Annotated in this window: 15 protein-coding genes and 1 rRNA gene; 10 read left to right on the top strand and 6 right to left on the bottom strand. The window is 53.6% G+C overall.

Going from position 1 to position 21,064, the window contains the following annotated elements:
• The first annotated feature begins 4 nt into the window (after positions 1-4).
• Entirely contained in the window at positions 5-484 is a 480-nt protein-coding gene (locus JR346_RS07235; RefSeq protein WP_204877242.1) for an arginine repressor, read from the top strand.
• A 102-nt stretch (positions 485-586) separates the two neighbouring features.
• On the opposite strand, the gene JR346_RS07230 is transcribed toward JR346_RS07235, so the two are convergent.
• The gene (locus tag JR346_RS07230) at positions 587-967 is read right to left on the bottom strand and encodes an ankyrin repeat domain-containing protein (protein WP_240333907.1); all 381 of its coding nucleotides are present in this window, start codon (positions 965-967) and stop codon (positions 587-589) included.
• Between the two features lie 160 nt (positions 968-1,127).
• Here JR346_RS07230 and JR346_RS07225 point away from each other — a divergent pair, with 160 nt between their 5' ends.
• Positions 1,128-2,669, top strand: coding sequence for an AMP-binding protein (locus JR346_RS07225; RefSeq protein WP_205482095.1), 1,542 nt, complete (start codon positions 1,128-1,130; stop codon positions 2,667-2,669).
• A 92-nt stretch (positions 2,670-2,761) separates the two neighbouring features.
• Here the strand turns inward: JR346_RS07225 and JR346_RS07220 are convergent, their stop codons facing one another.
• The 5 genes from JR346_RS07220 to JR346_RS07200 all read right to left on the bottom strand — a co-directional run bounded on the left by JR346_RS07220 (position 2,762) and on the right by JR346_RS07200 (position 8,330).
• Positions 2,762-4,015 (bottom strand): glycerate kinase, encoded by a 1,254-nt coding sequence (locus tag JR346_RS07220; protein ID WP_205482094.1) that lies wholly within the window; start codon positions 4,013-4,015, stop codon positions 2,762-2,764.
• 161 nt (positions 4,016-4,176) lie between these two features.
• Entirely contained in the window at positions 4,177-5,712 is a 1,536-nt protein-coding gene (locus JR346_RS07215; RefSeq protein ID WP_204877238.1) for an SLC13 family permease, read from the bottom strand.
• The gene (locus JR346_RS07210) at positions 5,709-6,371 is read right to left on the bottom strand and encodes a response regulator transcription factor (protein ID WP_204877237.1); all 663 of its coding nucleotides are present in this window, start codon (positions 6,369-6,371) and stop codon (positions 5,709-5,711) included. The genes JR346_RS07215 and JR346_RS07210 overlap by 4 nt, the downstream gene beginning before the upstream one ends.
• Positions 6,371-7,888: a histidine kinase dimerization/phospho-acceptor domain-containing protein gene (locus tag JR346_RS07205; protein WP_205482093.1), complete on the bottom strand. Its 1,518-nt coding sequence runs from the start codon at positions 7,886-7,888 to the stop codon at positions 6,371-6,373. Before JR346_RS07205 ends, JR346_RS07210 begins: the two co-directional genes overlap by 1 nt.
• The gene (locus tag JR346_RS07200) at positions 7,857-8,330 is read right to left on the bottom strand and encodes a hypothetical protein (protein WP_205482092.1); all 474 of its coding nucleotides are present in this window, start codon (positions 8,328-8,330) and stop codon (positions 7,857-7,859) included. Before JR346_RS07200 ends, JR346_RS07205 begins: the two co-directional genes overlap by 32 nt.
• Before the next feature lie 153 nt (positions 8,331-8,483).
• On the opposite strand from JR346_RS07200, the gene JR346_RS07195 reads away from it, so the two are divergent.
• From JR346_RS07195 to JR346_RS07160, 8 genes are all read left to right on the top strand, one after another.
• Positions 8,484-9,686, top strand: a complete 1,203-nt coding sequence (locus JR346_RS07195; protein WP_205482091.1) for an argininosuccinate synthase — start codon at positions 8,484-8,486, stop codon at positions 9,684-9,686.
• Between the two features lie 116 nt (positions 9,687-9,802).
• Positions 9,803-11,248 carry an argininosuccinate lyase gene (gene argH / locus JR346_RS07190; protein ID WP_205482090.1) on the top strand — a complete coding sequence of 482 codons (1,446 nt, stop codon included), beginning with the start codon at positions 9,803-9,805 and terminating at the stop codon, positions 11,246-11,248.
• An 89-nt stretch (positions 11,249-11,337) separates the two neighbouring features.
• On the top strand, positions 11,338-12,684 hold the full coding sequence (locus JR346_RS07185; protein ID WP_205482089.1) for a DUF2254 domain-containing protein: 1,347 nt from the start codon (positions 11,338-11,340) through the stop codon (positions 12,682-12,684).
• A gap of 81 nt (positions 12,685-12,765) precedes the next feature.
• Positions 12,766-13,311, top strand: coding sequence for an adenine phosphoribosyltransferase (locus tag JR346_RS07180; protein WP_239478800.1), 546 nt, complete (start codon positions 12,766-12,768; stop codon positions 13,309-13,311).
• A gap of 219 nt (positions 13,312-13,530) precedes the next feature.
• On the top strand, positions 13,531-14,475 hold the full coding sequence (locus JR346_RS07175) for a neutral zinc metallopeptidase (protein WP_205482088.1): 945 nt from the start codon (positions 13,531-13,533) through the stop codon (positions 14,473-14,475).
• 204 nt (positions 14,476-14,679) lie between these two features.
• Positions 14,680-16,980 (top strand): AAA family ATPase, encoded by a 2,301-nt coding sequence (locus JR346_RS07170; RefSeq protein WP_205482087.1) that lies wholly within the window; start codon positions 14,680-14,682, stop codon positions 16,978-16,980.
• Positions 16,981-17,129: 149 nt separating this feature from the next.
• Complete coding sequence (gene tyrS / locus JR346_RS07165; RefSeq protein WP_204877229.1) at positions 17,130-18,437, top strand: tyrosine--tRNA ligase; 1,308 nt, start codon at positions 17,130-17,132, stop codon at positions 18,435-18,437.
• A gap of 784 nt (positions 18,438-19,221) precedes the next feature.
• Positions 19,222-20,755 (top strand): 16S ribosomal RNA (locus JR346_RS07160).
• Positions 20,756-21,064 lie beyond the last annotated feature (309 nt).

The raw sequence follows: 21,064 nt of genomic DNA, 5'->3' as shown, positions 1-21,064 counted from the left end.
TCCGATGGCAATTCCAGCCACCAAAACAGCCCGACAGGCGCGCATCATCAATATTCTGCAAACCAACCGCGTGCGCTCGCAGGCTGAACTTGCCCAGCTACTCACTGACGACGGCGTCAAAGTCACTCAGGCGACACTTTCTCGTGACCTCGTTGAGATTGGTGCGGAGCGGGTGCGCGATCTCAAAGCCGGTCTCATTTATGCTGTGCCCAACCACCCGGTACGTCGCAGCGCAGAAGATGCACCCGATACTCGCATGGTCGGTCTATTCAAAGAACTACTGGTGACGGCAGAAGCATCAGCCAACATTGTGATTCTGCGAACCCCGCCGGGAGCAGCCCAATTCCTTGCATCATCGATCGATCAGTCGGGGCTCAAAGATATTCTGGGCACCATCGCAGGCGATGACACCGTCATGGTGATTTCTCGCGATTCGGCTGGCGGCAATGCGCTCGCTGAGCAGTTCCTCGCCTGGTCTGAGTAAAGACACCTTTCAGCGTTTAAACGAAATGGGGCATTTTTGTTTCTGAGAGAAAACCTCAAAGAAACAAAAAGTGCCCCAGCGTCGTGTTAGAGAAAGGGTGAGCTAGGCGAAGAGTTCCTTCATTTGTTCAAGCTCGAAGAACTCAGCGACCTGCGCTGGAGTTTGCGAACCCAAACCGGTATTAGCACCGTTATCCATCAGTAGCTTCGCTAGTGGCAGATTATTACGGAATACCGCGCAGACCAGAGCAGTTTGCCCGCGATCATTCATACGATCCAAGTCGGCTCCTTCTTCAATGAGAAGCTGAACCGTCTCAATATTTTCGTGGTAGGCAGCCAAAATGAGGAGGGTATCGCCTTTTGCATTGGTGAGATCAACAGGCACTCCCTGCTCCAAGAGAGACTTAAGTGCTACGGGCTTATTGCCGCGGGCAAGGTCGAAGACTGAGTTGAGGAACTCAATTTCTTGCTCAGATAAAGACACGGTTTTCCTTTCGCCACGGATTTTACTGCACGTTCACTACCGTTGGCGTGAACCATCTGTTCGATTCTAACGTTTCACAGTAATGAGCTACCCAAAATACTGGTAGGTTAGTTCCGATAACTGAACAACTTTTAGTTTAAAGCGTTGTAAGGAATAACCTGTGCACACCCTATCTTCTGTTTCAGCCCAGTACAACTTGGCGAATTTGTTGTATACCCACCGTGAGAGCGATGCAGTTGCGGTGAGCTGGGCTGACCGTTCCCTTTCGTACCGTCAGGTGTACGCGATGGTGGGTGCTGCCCGTTTTGTTCTGGTTGAGCAGGGAGTTCAGCCCGGTGACCGCGTTGCTGTGTCTCTGCCCAATGTACCGTGGATGCCCGTTTACTACTACGCAGCTCTTTCTTTGGGAGCAGTGTGCGTGCCCCTGAACCCTCTACTGAGCGCCCACGAGTTGCAGTTTCAGTTGGAGCAGTCGGATGCGGTTGCCTTGGTGAGCTGGGACGGTACGCGTGTGGCGCACAGCGCCCACGAACTGCCCGCCGAGCTGGGCGTGAGCGTGGAGGAGCTGGATGCGTCCTACACCCTGCCCGCTGTTAGCAACCCCAAGTGGGAGCCGCTGGCTGTGGCTGAAGAGAGTGCTGCCGTTATTCTCTACACCTCGGGTACTACCGGCAACCCCAAGGGCGCAACCCTGACTCACAAAAACATGGTGTCGAATGCGGTGGTCACCTCAGAGCTGTTTGGTTACCAAGAAAAAGATGTCATTTTTGGTGGGTTGCCTCTTTTCCACGCTTTCGGTCAGACGGTAGCAATGAACGCTGTTTTCGCTGCTGGTGCGTCGGTAGCAATGCTGCCGAGATTCACCCCGAAGGGAGCCCTTGAACTGATCCGAGAACGCGGGATTACCAACATGGCGGCGGTGCCGAGCATGCTTGCAGCTATGGGCGCAGCTTTGGAGAAGATGGACGTCTCAGCTTACCGGGGTACTTTGCACTCAACAATCTCGGGCGGTTCGGCTCTGCCTGCGCCGGTTCACGAACAGTTTAGGCGTCTGCTGGATGTGCCAATTTATGAGGGCTACGGTTTGAGCGAGACCTCGCCGGTGGTTTCTTTTAACCGCCCGAATACCGGTGTGCTCATCGGCTCAGTGGGTCCTGTGATCCCCGGCGTTGAGGTTGAGGTACGTGATGATAACCGTCAGCCTGTAGCCCTTGGTGATACCGGTGAGCTGTGGGTTCGCGGCGACAACGTGATGGTTGGCTACTGGAACAACCCTGAAGCTACCGACGCCGTTATGGATGGCGAATGGTTTGCAACCGGTGATGTGGTGCGTCTTGACGATAAGGGCAATATTTACATTGTCGACCGCATCAAAGACATGGTACTGCGTAACGGGTACAGCATTTACCCCCGCGATATCGAAGATGTTATCTACACGCATCCTGGCGTCCAGCAGTGCGCTGTAGTTGGTTACCCTCACCCTAAGGTCGATGAAGAAATCCAGGTCTTTATTAAGCCGGTTGAAGATATGGACGACACCGCTGAAGCCGAGTTATTGCGTGAAGTTGAAGATTTATGCCGGGAGGAACTCGCGTCCTACAAGTACCCCAAGGCGTACGAGATTATCCGTGAATTCCCTCTAGGGCCCACCGGAAAAATTCTCAAGACTGAGTTGCGCAAAGTGATGGTGGAGCGTTTCTAAACGTTCAAGAGAATCTGGGTATAGCAAAGCCAGTGGCTAGTGGTAAATAAAACCATCTAGCCACCGGCTTTATATGTAACAGCCGGTAAGGATTATGCGGCTGTTACATCGCTTCTACCAGCTGAACGGCGCTTTGCCATGGATGAGCTCATGGCCGCACCCAGCAGAATCATGCGGAAGGCGCGCTCAGCTGAGTCAGTAAGCAGTTCTTCACCGTTCTCCAGCGCCTCCTCAAGATCCATGGGCAGGGGAATGATGGAAGCGAATGCATCAATACCGGCGTCGTGGACGCGGTAAGCCTTGCGCCCAATGGAGCCAGCTAGGCAGAGCACCGGGATGCCTGCGTTCTGGGCGCGTGCAGCGATTTCGGCGGGTACCTTACCTCGCGGGGTCTGGAAGTCAATAGCGCCTTCAGCGGTGACTACCAAATCGGAGTGAATAACCTCGTCTTCGATGTTGATACCTGCTAGACCGGAATCAATGAGAGCCTCAAAGCGGGGGGTGAGCTCTGCATCGAGCAGCGCCATGCCTGCACCCAAACCGCCGGACGCGCCGGTGCCGTTGCCGGTGTGGAAGTCAACGGTTGACTGACCGCCGTGAATCTTGTTGTGGGTTTCTTCCAACAGATCAGCCCAGTGGGTCAGCGCTGCATCCAAGTGTTCTACCTGCTCTTCGGTAGCGCCCTTTTGCGGACCGAACACGCGAGCTACACCGCGCTTACCGGTCAGTACGTTGTGCTGGTTAAGTGCTAGCACCAGGCGAACCTGAGCGAGGCGGGGATGCAGACCGTCAGTATCGATTTTCGCAGCCTGGGTGAGGTTTTCGCCGCCGAGCTTGATTTCTTTGCCTGATGCATCGAGAATCTTCGCGCCCAGGGCAGAGAGGGCGCCTGCGCCACCGTCTGAGGTGCCGGAATCGCCGCAGCCTATCAGAATGGTGTGGACGTCCTCATTGTCTAGGGCGTGCTTGATAAGTTCACCGACGCCGTAGGTGGTTGTTTGACCGGGGTTGCGCAAGTCTGAGGGAACCAGCGAAAGACCGGCTGCTGCTGCCATTTCAACAACAGCGACGCCCTTCTGTTTGCCTCCGAGCAGGGCGTAGTGGGAGCGAACCTTCTTACCCACGGGGCCCTTAACCTTTGCCTTGACCAGTGAACCGTCGGTTGCCTGCGCCAGCAGTTTAGCGGTGCCTTCGCCGCCGTCGGGAATGGGAATGGTAACGGTTGAAACGCCGGGAATGACGCGGCGGATGCCTGCTGCGATAGCGTCAGCTACTGCATCTGCTTCGAGTGAGCCTTTGAAACCTGAGGGGGCAATCAGAATGCGCTGGGGTACGATCATGTTCATTATTTTCTCTTTTCTAAACAAGGTGAAGTAGCTCCCTAAAATCGGGTGGGAGGCTGTCTTCAGCGATAGGGTTGTAATTTTGAGACACCGGTAGCTGTACCCGCCAGCAAAACTGCGGGCAAAGAAACGATGAAGTTGTGAAATGAAAATCTAAGAGGGGTTTACAGGGTGAAGAGGGGCATTCCCTGCGCCGGCCATACGATGAAAGCAAAGAGTAGAATCAGTGCTACGTGTACAGGCGCTAACCAGCAGGAGAGCTTGAGAAGGTCCTTAGGCTTGTAGGTTTCAATGCCCTTGACATCTGAGAACAGGGCAACTGGCTTCGCACTGGATGTCATGGTGTGGCAGAAACCTGCCGCTGCGGTTGACATAAAAGCTACGGCAGCGGGATTGACCCCCAGCGGTACCGCGGCGGTAACTACCAGAGGAATCAAGATCGCGCTGCGTGCGCTTCTCGATTGAATGACCAAGTGAGCTGCCGTTGAAATCACGACCACCAGAACGACAAAGCCAACTCCAGCGCTCTCACCCAGGGCGGACGCGGGGGCGAACATACTCTCGGCGAGCCACGAGGCGGTTTCGGTTTTGGTCAGCGCCGTACCCATCGCCAGGGTTGCTGCCATAAACATGAGCAGGGGCCAGGGCGCTTTCTTGATACCGTCTGCTAGTTTGATGTTGCCAATTTTGGGGGCCGTAACCGCCAAGGCACCCAGTAAAGCGACTGTAACCGCATCCAGTCCATGCAGTGACTCGGTAGACCACAGGGCAACCACTGCCACCATAATCGCCAGAACCCGCTTCTCTACAGCCGTTAAAGAACCGCTAACCGGGGTGTCCGATGCCTCCTGTAAGTCATCCAGTGTGAGGTTGATGCTGGTCTTGCGCTCAGCACGCGGTACAAAGAGCCAGTAGACCAACTCGGTACAGATCACCGATGAGACAAAGCCGAGAGCGGCGCCCAGTAGCAACCAGCGCAGAAACCCGAAGGGTTCAAAGCCGGTAGCGATCAAAATTTCATCGGTAATCAGGTGAGCCCCGGCGCCGATGTAGGACGAAACTGCCGAGAGCAGCACGGTCGCTGGCATCAACAGCGAAAGAGCCTTAATGAGTTTCTTGCGATTGCGCAAGCTCGTAGAAATCGCTACAAAAATCGGTAGAGCCAAGGCAGCACGTCCGCTCGTAGCGGGCACCAGAAACGCTGTTGCGTACAAGCTGATATTAATCAGGTGCATCAGCGAGCGCGGTGCTTTCGCCCGAACTACCAGGGTCGCGGCAAAACGCTGGGTCAAACCCGATGCCGTAATGGCCTGCGCCATCACAAAGGCAGCCACCAGCAACCACACGCTGGAGGTGCCCAGTGAATCAGTCATTTCCTCTGAGGAAAGGATGCCTGTGAGTACTAGAATCAAGACCGCTGCTAGCGATACAAAGGTATCTGACATGGGTGAGAACACCCATGCCCAGATGGCAATGATGAAGATGCTGAGTGTCAGCGCCGAATCTTTGTCTAGGGTTGATGCCCCTGTCAATCCGCTAAAGCTCACATACAGCATTAAAGCAACCGCGGCAGCAAAAGATACAAGCATCTTGGTACTGATCGATGAAGCCTTCGTGCGATCCAAGGTCAGCGGAAGTTCAGCCGTAATCGGGCGAGAATGCTGCACCTCGTGAGAAGAAGTATAAACAATATTTTTCATTCGAATCGATACCCCACTCCACGAACAGTACTGACATAAGACTCACCAATTTTTTTGCGTAGCGCTCGTACATACACATCAACAATGTTGGAGCTCGGGTCGAAGTCCATGCCCCAGACCATGCCCAGTAGCTGCTCACGTGAGAGCACCTGGTTCTTGTTGCGCATGAAGTTCTCCAGCAGGGCGAATTCTCTGCTGGTGAGATCAGCGCTGCATCCATCAACGGTTACCTGACGCGAACGCATATCAAGTACAAGATCGCGGTGGGTGAGCATTGACGCGGTTGTCTCCTCGCGGTTTACATCGAGTAGGCGTAGGCGGACGCGTGCTAGCAGCTCAGCGAACTGGAAGGGCTTGGTCATGTAGTCGTTTGCGCCGTTTTCTAGTCCCTGCACTGTGTCGGTAATCGAATCGCGGGCGGTCAGCATGATAATCGGGGTACGAATGCCCTCAGCACGCAGGGCTTTCATGAGGCTGAAGCCATCCATGCCCGGTAGTCCAACATCGAGAATGATGAGGTCGAATTCAGCGACTTTCGCCATGCCGTAGGCGATTTTGCCGTCCTCTACGAGGGTTGCGGTGTAACCGGAGGATTTGAGGCCCTTAATAATGAATGAAGAGATGCGGGCATCGTCTTCAACAATCAGAATGTGGCTCATCAGGCGCTCACTTTCATATCTAAACTCAGGTCTGTGGGGATCGAGAGGCCAAAGACTGACCCAATCTCTGAATCGGGGGTGGCAACCCATACGCTGCCGTCGTGGGATTCTGCAATTGCTTGAACAATAGCCAGGCCGATGCCAGCTCCCAGGGCGTGTTTTTCAATGGCGTTGGGGTTGCGCGAACTCTCTCGTCGATAACGGTCAAAGAGATGGGGCGCATCGTTGGGATCAACGCCGGGGCCTTGGTCTTGCACCCAGAGGTTCAGATGCTTTCTGCCCTCGCGATCAACGTAGGCGGTGCCTAAGCTAATGACGCTGTTTTCGGGGGAGTACTGAGCAGCGTTGGCAGCTAGCTGAATCATCGCTTGCGTCACTCGCTGCGCGTCCAGATTAACCTCACCCTCAGCGATATCGCTGATAACCCAGCGGTGCTTGCCCACTGCCTGAACCTTTGACTCCAACGAGATAATCAAATCAGCAACATCAGTGCGTTGCGGACGCACGAAGTCTGGGCGTTCTGATTTTGCCAGCAGGAGCAGATCTCCCACGATGCGACCCATACGTTCTAGCTCGTCATCCACCAAGTCAAGGGTTGCCTGCTGGTCTTGGGTGGTACGTTCCATCAGCTCTAAGTGACCGCGCACAATGGTAATGGGGGTGCGCAGTTCGTGGCTGACGTCGTCGAGAAACTGCCGTTGCATGGTCGAAGATGCCTCAAGCCTATCGAGCATCTGGTTGAAGGTCATAGACATCGCCGAGATGTCGTCGTCACCCTGTACCGGCACCCTGGCTGAAATGTTTTTGTCGGTAATATCCTCTGCGACGGTGCGCAGGGTTCTGATTGGTTTGAGAATCTGACCCGCAATAAACCATGAGAACACTGAGGTCAGTAGCAACCCCGCAAAACCTACACCCACCATAGTGTTGATAATGAAACGGATGTCATCAAGCTGTGGCTGAATGTACTGAACAACGATGAGCTGCCCCTCGTCCTTGCCATCATTAGTGGTAATGCTGATAGAGGTCTTGCCCCAATGCACTGGCCCATCGGGAGTATTTTCAACCCCCGATGCTGATTCAGAACGTGTGATTGTATCCAGCAAATCCGTATCTTGATGAACACGGTAACCGGTAGCGGATGCCTGATTGTCTTGTTCTTTCAGGTAGAGAACCTGAGAGTCGGTGACGCCGATTAGCTGTCCTGAGGTGCCGAAGAACTGACGTGAAATGTAGGTCTGCATCATGTCCTCCAGGTTGTTGTAGGGAAGGGGAGCAGTTGGGTCTGTGCTTTCTTGCGAAAACTCTCGGAACTCACTAATTTCACGGATTATTTGGTCATTTGCTTCGCGGTCTAGGTCGGAGAGTAGGATTTCTCGGACGCTGAAGATGAGACCAAGAATTGCGAAGCTGGTGGCAAGCATCATCCACGCGATGATGCGCCATCGCGATGATGAGATGAACCGTAGTCGGTTCAGGCGGTTCTTAATCATCATCACCGTCGTTGTCGAAGTCATTATCGTCCCAGTCATCGTTATCGACTGGGGCTGGTGCAGCAGGTGCTGGTGCTATGGGCACTTGTTGGACGGGAGCAGGTGCTGCTGGTACGGGGGCAGGTGCCGGTGCCGCAGGAGCCTGCTGCTCGGGAGCGGGTGCTGTGGGGGGCTCTTCTGCGGGAATTTCTTGAACAACGGGAGGTGCTGGTTCTTTAGATGTCTCTTTCTGGGTGTTCTCATCTTTTCCCGGAGAGTCCTTATCAGCGTCTGTGTCCTCGTCTGCTGAGCTAGGAGGGCTGCTGGGCGAGACTGAAGTGGGATCTTCTGTTGATGACTGGTCGATCACGATCGGGGGCCCATCTACATCGGGAGCTTGAGTGCGTGCTGTGAGGCTGTAGGTCAAAATTCCGAGGCAGGTGAGTGCTGTGATGACAAGTACGGTAAACAGATATTTCTTCAGCATGTATTCCATTGTGGAGTATGTCTTTGAAGGAAAGATGAGTCGCGCATTAAGGTTTCTTCATTTTTGCGTCACACCCTACTTGCATGAATATGTATAGTGGTGCATAATTATGTGTAGTTGTTGATAACGTTGAATTCTTGAAAGGAACCTACGATGACTGAGCGCGTAGTACTTGCATACTCCGGTGGTCTTGACACCTCCGTTGCCATTGGCTGGATCGGTGAGGCAACCGGTGCAGAAGTGATTGCTGTTGCCGTAGACGTGGGGCAGGGCGGTGAGGATCTAGAGACCATCCGCCAGCGTGCCCTCGACTGCGGTGCGGTTGAAGCCTATGTTGCGGACGCGCGTGATGAGTTCGCTGCTGAGTACTGCATGCCCGCGCTTCAGGCAAACGCGCTGTACATGAACGCCTACCCGCTGGTGTCTGCTGTCTCGCGTCCTGTCATTACCAAGCACCTGGTAACCGCTGCTAAAAAGTTTGGCGCAACCACAGTGGCTCACGGTTGTACTGGTAAGGGCAATGACCAGGTTCGCTTTGAAGTTGGCATTCAGACTCTGGGACCTGATCTCAAGTGCATCGCCCCCGTTCGCGACCTGGCGCTTACCCGCGAAAAGGCAATTGACTATGCAGAGAAGAATAATTTGCCGATTGCTACCACCAAGAAGAACCCCTACTCCATTGACCAGAACGTGTGGGGTCGCGCGGTGGAGACCGGTTACCTGGAAGATATTTGGAATGCCCCAACTAAGGACGTTTACGACTATACTGATGATCCGACCTTCTCACCGGCACCCGACACCGCAATCATAACCTTCAAAGAGGGTATCCCGGTAGCTATTGATGGTCAGGCTGTGACCCCGCTTGAGGCAATTCAGATTATGAATCGTCGTGCTGGCTCCCAGGGCGTTGGTCGTATCGATATTGTTGAGGACCGTCTGGTTGGTATCAAGTCCCGTGAAATCTACGAGGCTCCCGGCGCGATGGCTCTCATCATCGCTCACCAGGAACTCGAAAATGTCACCATTGAGCGTGAGCAGGCTCGTTTCAAGAAGACCGTTGGTCAGCGCTGGACCGAGCTGGTGTACGACGGCCAGTGGTTCTCGCCGCTGAAGAAATCACTGGACGCTTTCATTCTTGACACTCAGAAGATGGTTAACGGCGAAATTCGCCTTGAAATGCACGGTGGTCGCGCTACTGTGACCGGTCGCCGTTCAGAAACCTCACTGTACGACTTCAACCTGGCAACCTACGACGAGGGCGATACTTTCGACCAGTCACAGGCTCGCGGCTTTATTGAGCTCTTCGGCATGTCATCGAAGGTAGCATCAGCTCGCGATCAGCGTCTGGGTCTGTAAACCAGGTACTGACTGGTATATCTCTCGGGGCACTTCATACACTTATTTCATACGGTGGCTGAAGTGCCCTGCGTATATTATTCACATACTTTATTTTTAGCTAAGGTTTTGATTTCATGTCTTCACACGAAAAGCACGGCACCAATGATGGCGCTTTGTGGGGTGGTAGGTTTTCTGGCGGTCCGTCACAGGCTCTAGCGGCGCTGTCTAAGTCCACCCAGTTCGACTGGCGTTTGGCTCCTTACGATATCGCAGGTTCACGCGCTCACGCACGCGTCCTGAACAAAGCCGGTTTGCTGACCGAAGAAGAACTCACCAGTATGGTTGCCGCTCTTGACCTGCTAGAGGCGGATGTCCGTTCTGGCGTCTACCTGCCTGCAGAGTCAGATGAGGACGTTCACGGTTCTTTGGAAAAGGGTCTGATTGAACGTGCCGGAGTCGAGCTAGGGGGCAAGCTGCGTGCGGGACGTTCGCGTAATGATCAGATTGCAACCTTAGGTCGCATGTACCTGCGCGACCACGCCTCAATCATTGCTAGCGGTGTTCTGGCGGTTATTGATGCGCTGATTGCGCAGTCCGAGCAACACCCTTATGCGCCCATGCCCGGGCGCACCCACCTTCAGCATGCTCAGCCGGTTTTGCTCTCGCATCACTTGCTGGCACATGGCTGGGCGTTGAGTCGTGACCTGGATCGTTTGGTGGATTGGGACGCGCGTGCTGCGGTTTCCCCCTATGGTTCGGGTGCTCTTGCCGGTTCGTCCTTGGGGCTTGACCCTGAGGCTGTGGCAGCTGATTTGGGCTTCAACTCAGCCACCTGGAACTCCATTGATGGTACCGCGAGCCGCGATGTGTACGCCGAATTCGCGTGGATTGCCGCGATGATTTCTGTAGATCTTTCGCGATTGAGCGAAGAGGTCATTCTGTGGGCAACCAAGGAATTCTCTTTTGTCACCCTGCACGATTCTTTCTCTACCGGTTCATCGATTATGCCGCAGAAGAAGAATCCCGATATCGCTGAGTTGGCGCGCGGTAAGGCGGGGCGTCTGATTGGTGATTTGACCGGTCTGCTGGCAACGCTCAAGGCGCTGCCGCTTGCCTACAACCGAGACTTGCAGGAAGACAAAGAGCCTGTTTTCGATGCTATTGACCAGCTGGAAGTTTTGCTGCCCGCTGTCTCAGGCATGGTAGAAACCCTCACTTTCAATACCGAGCGCCTGGCAGAACTGGCTCCCCAGGGATTCGCGCTTGCTACCGATGTTGCCGAGTGGTTGGTGCGTCAGGGCGTTCCCTTCCGTGTTGCCCACGAGGTTGCTGGAGACGCTGTGCGAGTGTGCGAAGAAAAGGGTGTAGAACTCTGGGATCTCGCCGATGAGGATTTCGCGGCTATCTCACCGGAACTTACGCCCGCTGTGCGTGAGGTTCTCACCGTAGAAGGTTCTTTGAACTCCCGCAGTGCTCAGGGCGGTACAGCACCCGATGCTGTGGCTGCCCAGCTCACCCAGCTGAAAACTGAACTTGAATCGCAGCGCACCTTCGCGGCGCGCGCTACCGTCATCAGCTAAAAACTTCATCTCTTACAATGGGTGTAGCGGTACCTTCACCGGTACCGCTACACCCTTTTGCATAAAAGACTGCGTCCTAAGGAAAATCTGTGCATCTTATTGACCGTCTCCGCGATTTTAGAGACTCTTTTGTGATGGTTCCTGCCCTCTTCATCGCCGGCGGAATCGTGCTGGCTGAGGTCATGGTCGCCACCGATCAGTATTTCGGCGGGCTTCCCGTCTCAGGGTCGTCACTCTTTTTCGCGGTGGGAACAGAGGGCGCTCGCGGTATTCTTTCTGCGATTGCCTCAACGGTGCTTTCTGTTGCCACGATGGCTTTTTCAATTACCATTTCGGTGATGAGCAGTGCCTCTAGCGCCTATGGCCCGCGCTTGGTACGTAACTTTATGTCTGATCGCGGCAACCAAATTGTGCTGGGCGTTTTCACGTCAACCTTCTTGTACTGCATTTTGGTGTTGCGCAAGGTGCAGGGTGCCGAATTTGCTACGTCGGGGGAGGCTTTTATTCCCCACCTAGCGGTCAACGTTGCCGTTGCTTTGGCGGTAGCGTGCGTGGGTGTGCTGATTTACTTTATTAACCACATTGCCAATGGCATTCAAGTATCGACGCTTGCTACTAACGTCCAATCGCGTTATGCCAAGATGGTCGAGTCGCTCTACCACAGCGAAAGGGCTACTGGAGAGATCTTTGAAGCACCCTACGACGCTGAAATCGTGGCAGATAACAGTTTCACCATTGTCGCCGAAACCAGCGGGTACATTATTGACATTGAATATCGCGATGTCGCTAAAACTATTGATGACAGCATTTCTGTGAGTTTTTTGCCCGCTATTGGCAATCATGTGGTGGAGGGCGAACCGCTGGCAGTGGTGAGTAGCATCGGGCAGTGGTCTGAGGACGCGCGCCTTAAGACCGAAAAAGCTGTGCTGTCGGCGTGTTCGTGGGGTCGCGTCCGCACTGACTATAACGATGTACTTTATGCTCAAGAACAAATTGTTGAGCTGGGCGTGCGTTCATTGTCCTCTGGCTCGAATGATCCTTATACCTTGACCAACGCGGTGCACGAGCTGACCGTTGTGTTGGCGCGAGCCTTGCAGGGTAAAGAACCTGCGAACACTCTTTTTGTGGGTGGAGAACCCCGTATCCAGTGGCAACCTGTGACCGCCGCCCAATTAATTGACGCCGCCTTTGACGGTATTCGTCCTTATGCTGTTTTAGAAACTTCTGCCATTATGGATCTCATCGAAATGGCTGGTCGACTCGTAGCTCTTGGCGGTGAACCTCATGCTGTGGCCAGAGCGCGGTGGCACGCAGCTATTGTGCTGGAGGCATATCTGAACAATACTCCTGAACGCTATGATGAGCAGCGCGTGCGTGAGCTCTATCAGCGTTACTTTGCAGATGATGAGGTAGCAAGCACTCGTTTTGAAGGCTAGGCAGCCTCTCAACTTGCTACCCAAAGAGTATAATTTCTACTCGTTTGTGTTTTATTTACCGCTTACTCCAAGGATTTGTTGATGCCTGATTTTGCTTCATTGCCCATCGAAGAGATGGTTCCTGCTGCCTGCGCGCAGATTCAGGACTTTCCGCATGAGGGCATTCTTTTTTATGACGTCACCACCTTGTTTGCGAATCCTGTTGTTTTTGCTCGTAGTATTGATGCGCTGGCGGAGTGCTTTGAAGGAACGTTTGACATCGTTGCCGGTGTTGAGGCGCGCGGTTTTTTGATGGCGGCTGCTCTTGCCTATAAGACGGGAACGGGCGTGATGACCGTGCGTAAGGCAGGTAAGTTACCTCGTGATACCTTTCAGGCGGAGTACACTCTAGAGTACGGTACTGCCGCTATTGAGATTCATAAAGAAGATGTTCCTGCTGGCACCCGCGTACTTATTCTTGATGATATTTTGGCAACCGGAGGTACCGTTGAAGCAGCGGTTTCTTTGATGGAACAGGCCTCTCTTGATGTCACTGGCATTGGTTTCTTGCTGGAACTTGATGGTTTGGGCGGACGCGCGAAGATGGGGGGCCACCGCGTTGAGGCTTTGGCTTTAGTCTCTGAGTAAGTTTTCGACCTGCACCCCTGACCTGCTGTGCGCCGTGCGAGTAACGGTACAACAGCAAGTCAGGGGGTATTTTTATTGTGGACGCTGCCTATTCGGGTCGCGGCGTCCTGCCCGTGAGGCGCTAAAAGAGCGATTGCTCTGGTGCTATTTTTGCTCTTGTTTTAGCTCTTGCGGCTTGGCGGTAACGCCACACGGTTGCTTGGCAAGTATGCTTCTAAAGTGAGCTTTAACGAAAACCTTAACTCAAATTATTCTTCGCGCGGTTCGTCCCAGGGTAGCGGCGGCTCCGGTCGCGGTGGTTCTGGTGGTGTGAACCCACTCTTTGCTATGCTTTTGGGTACTATCGGGCGTCGCTTTGGTATTCCGGGTGTCATTATCGTATCGGGTATCTTCTTCTTTGCCTCGGGAGGTCTGGGTAATCTAACCGGCGACCCTTCCTCATCGGTCTACGGCAGCCAGGAACAACAGGCACAGGTGAGCAGTCAAGGTAACTTCGACCATTGCCAGACCTATGAAGATGCCAATCGTTACGATGACTGTAATATTCTTGCAACAGCGGTGAGCCTTGATTCGGTGTGGGAAGACAAACTGCCGGCTGAGGCAGGAGTTGCCTACCGAGCACCCGATCTTGTGGTTGCTGAAGGGCAGGTATCAACCGGGTGCGGTCGGGCTAACATCTCCCAGACCGGTCCCTTCTACTGCCCGGGCGATGAGACTGTGTACATGTCGGTGCCTTTCTTTGACCGACTCAAGGAAATGGGCGGTTCTGACGGTAACTTCGCCATGATGTACGTAACCGCCCACGAGTTCGCGCATCACCTGCAGCATACTATGGGTACTTTGAAATACTCGGATTACAATGATCCCGGTGCTGACTCGGGCGCAGTGCAGGTTGAGGTTCAAGCTGACTGCTACGCCGGTGTGTGGGCGGCTCACGCCGATAAGGGGGAGAACGCTTTGCTGGATCCTCTGAGCGAAGAGCAGATCCAGCAGGCTATTGATACCGCTCGCGCTATTGGCGATGACGCGATTCAGCGCTCGGCTGGTCAAGAGGTCAACCCGGACGCGTGGACCCACGGTTCTTCTGAACAGCGTGTTTCTTGGTTTACCAAGGGTTACGAACAGGGCACTCTAGAAGCATGCGCTCAACCGTTCAATTCCTAAATTTTTATAGGTTTTACCTACACCCCGTTTTCTTGATGTCACCGGTTCTTGTGAACTTTCGTGAGAGAGGAGAGCGGGGTGTTTTCTTTACCCGCTACCGGTGGGTAGCGGTAGCTGGTGAGTCAGGCGGTGGAACTCGTTTTTGCCCTGTTCATCACGTAGAATTGAACGTCTTCTATTTTCACCCACGGAAGGGCACAGCAGATGACCGATAATCTCTCTAGTAACCACCTTGATTCTTCTAGCCCGGATGCTTCTGATCGTGCCTACGCGCAGGCTCTTGAGACCGAGCGCGCTTATGTGGGTAAGCTCTATGATCGTTTGGACGAGATGCGCGAGGAGACCGAGGGCAAGCTCAAACGCACCCGCGCTAACCAGTCGGTGGGCGGTCACCAGAACCGTTCAGAGCGCGATGCTTATGCCCAGCACTATGAGGATCGTCTAGCACAGCTGAATGCTGTGGACCACCGTTTGGCGTTCGGTAAGCTCGATATGGACGATTCTTCGACCCGTTATATCGGGCGTATCGGTTTGGCAACCCCAGAGCATGAACGGCTCATGATTGACTGGCGTGCTCCAGAAGCGGGCACTTTCTATCAAGCAACAGTGTTCGACCGTCAGGGCGTGCGTCGCCGTCGCCATCTCATGCTTGAGAAGCGCACGGTGGTGGGTATTGAAGACGATGTATTGGATTCATCAGCTCTCAACGATACCGATGCCCTGCACGGTGAGGGCGCTCTCTTAGCTGCTTTGAATCGCAAGCGTACCGGTCGTATGGGCGATATCGTAGCAACCATTCAGGCAGAGCAGGACAAAATTATCCGTGCCGATTTGCAGGGGGTGCGTGTAGTTCAAGGCGGGCCGGGTACCGGTAAAACTGCTGTTGCTCTCCACCGCGCTGCCTACCTCCTCTATTCCTACCGCGAACGCCTGAACAATGCGGGTGTTCTGGTGGTCGGTCCCAGCGCGTCCTTCATGTGGTATATCGAGCGAGTGCTCCCGTCACTGGGCGAAACCGGTGTTGTTATGTCATCGTTGGCAACCCTTTACCCTGGGCTGCGCGCGGTGCCAGAAAGCGACCCCGAAGTTGCCCGTCTCAAAGGCAGCCTGCAGATGGCTGAAGTCATCAAGCGCGCTGTTGCAGACCGTCAGAAGCTGCCCGAGAAAACCCAGAAACTTTATGTAGATTCAATGGATCTTCAGCTCACTCCCAAGATGGTTAAAGCGGCACGGTCAACTGCCCGTTCAACGGGTAAGCCGCACAATGAGGCACGCGAAACTTTCGTAAAAGTTTTGCTCAAAGAACTGACCCAGCAGCTGAACGAAAAACTCGATGAGTCAGCCGGTCGCGCTGTCGATCGCCCCTACCTGCAGGACGATGTACGTGAATCCCTCGATGTGCGCCGAGCCCTTAACCTGCTGTGGATGCCGCTGTCAGCAGAGACCTTGGTGCGCTCGCTTTTTTCAAAGCAGCACTACCTCAAATCGGCTACTCCTCATCTGAGTGATGCTGCCCGCGCTAAACTGCTGCGTGCTGCTAGCGCTCCTTTTACGGAGTCTGATGTGCCGCTACTTGATGAGGCTGCTGAGCTCTTGGGCGATTTCTCAAAGGTCACTGGTGTAGCTGTGGCGGCTCGAGCTGCTGCTGAGCACAAAGCGAACCTAGAGAACGCTACCAAGGCACTGGAGAATATGCACTATGCCCTTGAGGATGTGGGCGTTGATGGCATCATTACTGCCGAGCAGATTACTAACCTCAACGAAGAGCATGCCTCGCGCATGACCGCTGCTACTGCTGCGCACGCTGATCGCACTTGGGCCTACGGGCATGTTGTTGTTGATGAGGCGCAGGAACTTTCTCCCATGCAGTGGCGTTTGCTGATGCGTCGTTGCCCCATGAAATCTTTTACAATCGTGGGCGATATTGCTCAGGCTTCATCTGCTGCGGCAGCGAAGTCGTGGGCGCAGGCGCTAGAACCCTTTGTGGGCGAGCGTTTCCACCTGGATGAGCTGACCGTCAATTACCGTACCCCTGCACAGATTTCGGACGCGGCTGTTGCCGTGGCTCGCGCTGCCGGCTTGGAAGTTTCGGCACCGCGTGCTGTACGCGAGGGAGAATCTGGTCCGATCATCGTGAAGACCGTCGAGGAGAATTTGTCTGCTCGCGCTGTTGATATCGTCACGGACGAGGTCAAGCGTAGCGGTGGCGGTCTTATTGGCGTCATCGTTGCCCCCGAACGTTTAGCTGAGACCACCAGGGCAGTAGCTCAAGCTCACCGAGGCAAGACCGGTACCAGCAAAAGCGCTCTCGAACATCAGATTCTGGTGCTCACCCCCTGGGACGCCAAGGGTCTAGAGTTCGATGTTGTAGTGATTGTGGAGCCTGCAGACATCGTTAAGGCTGCGAACGGATCAGTAGGCGATCTCTATGTCTCCATGACGCGCCCCACTCAACGTCTGCACATCGTTGCTGCAGGTGAAATCCCCGCGGGGATTGAAGCCTAAATCCTGCGCTTGCCCTGATAACCGCATCCCGATTGAAGAGGTAACACCTGCCTGAGGGGAGCAGAATCGGGGCAGGCACCAGCTTTTTCTGATAGTTTTACTTGTAATCTCGGTGTAAAACCGAACGTTTAGATGAAATGGAGTAATCCGTGACTGCATCGCACCTGGCGCTTCAGCACAATGATGATTCTTTCGAGAACATCTGGCAAGAACTGCAATGGCGTGGTCTGATCCACGTCTCAACCGATGAGGCTGCCCTCGAAAAGGCACTGGCTGAAGAGTCCATTACGTTCTACACCGGGTATGATCCCACGGCTGCTTCTTTGCATCTGGGGCATCTGGTACAGCTGTTGTTGATGCGTCGTTTGCAGCTTGCAGGTCACAAGCCTTTAGGGTTGGTGGGTGGTTTTACCGGTCAGATTGGTGATCCCCGTCAAACCTCAGAGCGCGTGCTGAACTCACCTGAGGTTGTCTCAGGTTGGGTTGAGAAGTTGCGTGAGCAGATTGAATGTTTCCTCGAATTTGAGGGTGAGAACGCAGCCCGCATGGTAAACAACCTTGACTGGGCGGGGCAGATGAGCGCTATTGAGTTCTTGCGCGAAGTCGGTAAGAACTTCCGTGTGGGCACCATGATTAAAAAAGAGATTGTGGCTAAGCGTCTGAATTCTGACGAAGGTATTTCGTACACGGAGTTCTCCTATCAGATCCTGCAGGCGATGGATTTCCGGGAGCTGAACCGTCGTTACGGTTGCACCCTGCAAACCGGTGGTTCGGATCAGTGGGGTAACCTCACTTCAGGCACCGAGTTTATCCGTAAGACTGAGGGCAAGAGCGTCCACGCTATCGGTACCCCCTTGATTACTAACTCAGATGGCACCAAGTTTGGTAAGTCCGAGGGTAACGCTATTTGGCTGAATCCTGAGATGTGCTCGCCGTATGCTTTCTACCAGTTCTGGTTGAATACAGCTGATGCTGATGTTGCTGATCGTTTGAAGGTCTTTACCTTCAAAACACGTGAAGAAATCGAGCAGCTGCAAAAGAGCGTTGAGGAAGAACCCTTTAAGCGCCTTGCTCAGAAAACTCTTGCCTACGAGGTAACCACTTTGGTTCACGGCAAGGACGCAACCGAGAAGGTTATTGCCGCTTCTGAGGCTCTATTCGGTAAGGGCGATTTTGACGCACTGGATGAGGCAACGTTGAAAGCAGCAACTGCTGAACTTCCTCACGCTGTCCTGTCTACTGACCAGCTCGATATGATTTCGGTTCTGACTGAAACAGGACTCTCTGCCTCCAAGTCTGAAGCCCGTCGCACTCTGAAAGAGGGCGGTGCGGCTATCAACAACGTGAAGGTACAGGGTGAGGACGCCGCTATTTCTTCTAATCAGCTTTTGCTGGGTAAGTATGCGGTTGTTCGTCGCGGCAAGAAAAATATGGCTGTCGTTGAACTAGCCAACTAGCCCATTATCTGCGACCTACTGAGGGCGCGGTTCTTTTCAAGAATCGTACCCTCATTTTTATCTACGGGAGAGATAGATCTGAGGAGCTTGAGAGGATCTAGAGGTGAGGATTAAAGCCTAGACAAGTAAAAATGAAGAATTTATGAACAGATAATACTGCTCTGACTAGGCTAAATACTAAAAAATGATAAAAAAGTGATGCAAGTCTACAGGTTTTGGCTTGCGGGGGTGTGTTTTGGGTGCGTATAGTTGTTTGAGTCGTCGTGGCGGGGTGCTGTATGAAGTGCCTAGTCGGGCGGTGGTTTTGAGAGTTTTATAGGGTGTTTCTGGTGCGTGTGTGCTTGGTTTTGTGTGGTTGCCTGTTGTGGTGGTTGCTGGGATGTGCTCATGCGTGGTTGTGATGTGGAACATGTTGTTTCGTGTTGCGGCGTGGAAATGCTTCTGGTAAGCTTGAATGGTTGCCTGCTGCGGTGGGTGGCTGAAATAAGAGAATTGACTGCTCAATGCGAGCTTCTTGCGCCGGTTGGTGTGGGGTGAGTGTTGGGGTGGTTTGTTGCTTGAGAACTCAATAGTGTGCTTTGATTTATAAAAACTTTGATTGATACCAATTTATTTATTATTTTGATAACTTTTGGTTTTCAATATGACAGTTATGATCATCTCTCGAGCACTATGTTTGTGGTGTTTGTTCCGTCATTAAGCACGGCGGGTGCTTCCGTTTTGTGGAGTATGGGATGGTTTTGTTTATTTTTGAGCTATAACAGTTATCATTCTTTTTTGTTTTTTAACGGAGAGTTTGATTCTGGCTCAGGACGAACGCTGGCGGCGTGCTTAACACATGCAAGTCGAACGATGATGCTTGGTGCTTGCACCGGGTTGATTAGTGGCGAACGGGTGAGTAATACGTGAGTAACCTGCCTTTGACTCTGGGATAAGCCTGGGAAACTGGGTCTAATACCGGATATGACTGGGAACCGCATGGTTTTTGGTGGAAAGGGTTTGTACTGGTTTTAGATGGGCTCACGGCCTATCAGCTTGTTGGTGGGGTAATGGCTCACCAAGGCGACGACGGGTAGCCGGCCTGAGAGGGTGACCGGCCACACTGGGACTGAGACACGGCCCAGACTCCTACGGGAGGCAGCAGTGGGGAATATTGCACAATGGGCGCAAGCCTGATGCAGCGACGCCGCGTGAGGGATGACGGCCTTCGGGTTGTAAACCTCTTTCAGCAGGGGAGAAGCGAAAGTGACGGTACCTGCAGAAGAAGCGCCGGCTAACTACGTGCCAGCAGCCGCGGTAATACGTAGGGCGCGAGCGTTGTCCGGAATTATTGGGCGTAAAGAGCTTGTAGGCGGTTTGTCGCGTCTGCTGTGAAAGCCCGGGGCTTAACTCCGGGTGTGCAGTGGGTACGGGCTAACTAGAGTGCAGTAGGGGAGACTGGAATTCCTGGTGTAGCGGTGGAATGCGCAGATATCAGGAGGAACACCGATGGCGAAGGCAGGTCTCTGGGCTGTAACTGACGCTGAGAAGCGAAAGCATGGGGAGCGAACAGGATTAGATACCCTGGTAGTCCATGCCGTAAACGTTGGGCACTAGGTGTGGGGGACATTCCACGTTTTCCGCGCCGTAGCTAACGCATTAAGTGCCCCGCCTGGGGAGTACGGTCGCAAGGCTAAAACTCAAAGAAATTGACGGGGGCCCGCACAAGCGGCGGAGCATGCGGATTAATTCGATGCAACGCGAAGAACCTTACCAAGGCTTGACATACGCTGGATCGCTCTAGAGATAGGGTTTCCCTTTTTGGGCTGGTGTACAGGTGGTGCATGGTTGTCGTCAGCTCGTGTCGTGAGATGTTGGGTTAAGTCCCGCAACGAGCGCAACCCTCGTTCTATGTTGCCAGCACGTGATGGTGGGGACTCATAGGAGACTGCCGGGGTCAACTCGGAGGAAGGTGGGGATGACGTCAAATCATCATGCCCCTTATGTCTTGGGCTTCACGCATGCTACAATGGCCGGTACAATGGGTTGCGATACTGTGAGGTTGAGCTAATCCCAAAAAGCCGGTCTCAGTTCGGATTGGGGTCTGCAACTCGACCCCATGAAGTCGGAGTCGCTAGTAATCGCAGATCAGCAACGCTGCGGTGAATACGTTCCCGGGCCTTGTACACACCGCCCGTCAAGTCACGAAAGTTGGTAACACCCGAAGCCGATGGCCTAACCGCTTTTTGTGGGGGGAGTCGTCGAAGGTGGGACTGGCGATTGGGACTAAGTCGTAACAAGGTAGCCGTACCGGAAGGTGCGGCTGGATCACCTCCTTTCTAAGGAGCTTCAACATTTATTGGTTGAGCCTGGTTTGTCCGCGAGTGTTGGACACTGGGTTTGCTCATGGGTGGAATATCGTCATTGTTTTTGGCATTGCTTGGTTGTGGTGTTTTCAAGGTATACTGTTGGGTTTTGAGGTAGCAAGCTTTGGTTTGTTGTCTCTGTTGTTGTGCCTGGCGCATGGTGGATATGCTGTTTTGGTGTGTTTGTTGTGTGTGTGGGTTGTTGTTTGAGAACTGTATAGTGGACGCGAGCATCTTCTGGAAACTGTGAGCGAATGGGCGCTTTTGGGTGTTTGTTTGTTC

It is taken from the genome of Rothia sp. ZJ932 (genome assembly GCF_016924835.1).
In the GTDB taxonomy this organism is placed as follows: domain Bacteria; phylum Actinomycetota; class Actinomycetes; order Actinomycetales; family Micrococcaceae; genus Rothia.
This window is presented reverse-complemented; position numbering and strand designations above follow the sequence as displayed.

Bases quoted from the DNA above. Each gene is read 5' to 3' on its own strand.
- JR346_RS07235 (WP_204877242.1), top strand. From the start codon at position 5: ATGGCAATTCCAGCCACCAAAACAGCCCGACAGGCGCGCATCATCAAT.
- JR346_RS07220 (WP_205482094.1), bottom strand. From the start codon at position 4,015: ATGAACATGATCGTACCCCAGCGCATTCTGATTGCCCCCTCAGGTTTC.
- JR346_RS07215 (WP_204877238.1), bottom strand. From the start codon at position 5,712: ATGAAAAATATTGTTTATACTTCTTCTCACGAGGTGCAGCATTCTCGC.
- JR346_RS07210 (WP_204877237.1), bottom strand. From the start codon at position 6,371: ATGAGCCACATTCTGATTGTTGAAGACGATGCCCGCATCTCTTCATTC.
- JR346_RS07205 (WP_205482093.1), bottom strand. From the start codon at position 7,888: ATGACTTCGACAACGACGGTGATGATGATTAAGAACCGCCTGAACCGA.
- JR346_RS07200 (WP_205482092.1), bottom strand. From the start codon at position 8,330: ATGCTGAAGAAATATCTGTTTACCGTACTTGTCATCACAGCACTCACC.
- JR346_RS07195 (WP_205482091.1), top strand. From the start codon at position 8,484: ATGACTGAGCGCGTAGTACTTGCATACTCCGGTGGTCTTGACACCTCC.
- argH (WP_205482090.1), top strand. From the start codon at position 9,803: ATGTCTTCACACGAAAAGCACGGCACCAATGATGGCGCTTTGTGGGGT.
- JR346_RS07180 (WP_239478800.1), top strand. From the start codon at position 12,766: ATGCCTGATTTTGCTTCATTGCCCATCGAAGAGATGGTTCCTGCTGCC.
- JR346_RS07170 (WP_205482087.1), top strand. From the start codon at position 14,680: ATGACCGATAATCTCTCTAGTAACCACCTTGATTCTTCTAGCCCGGAT.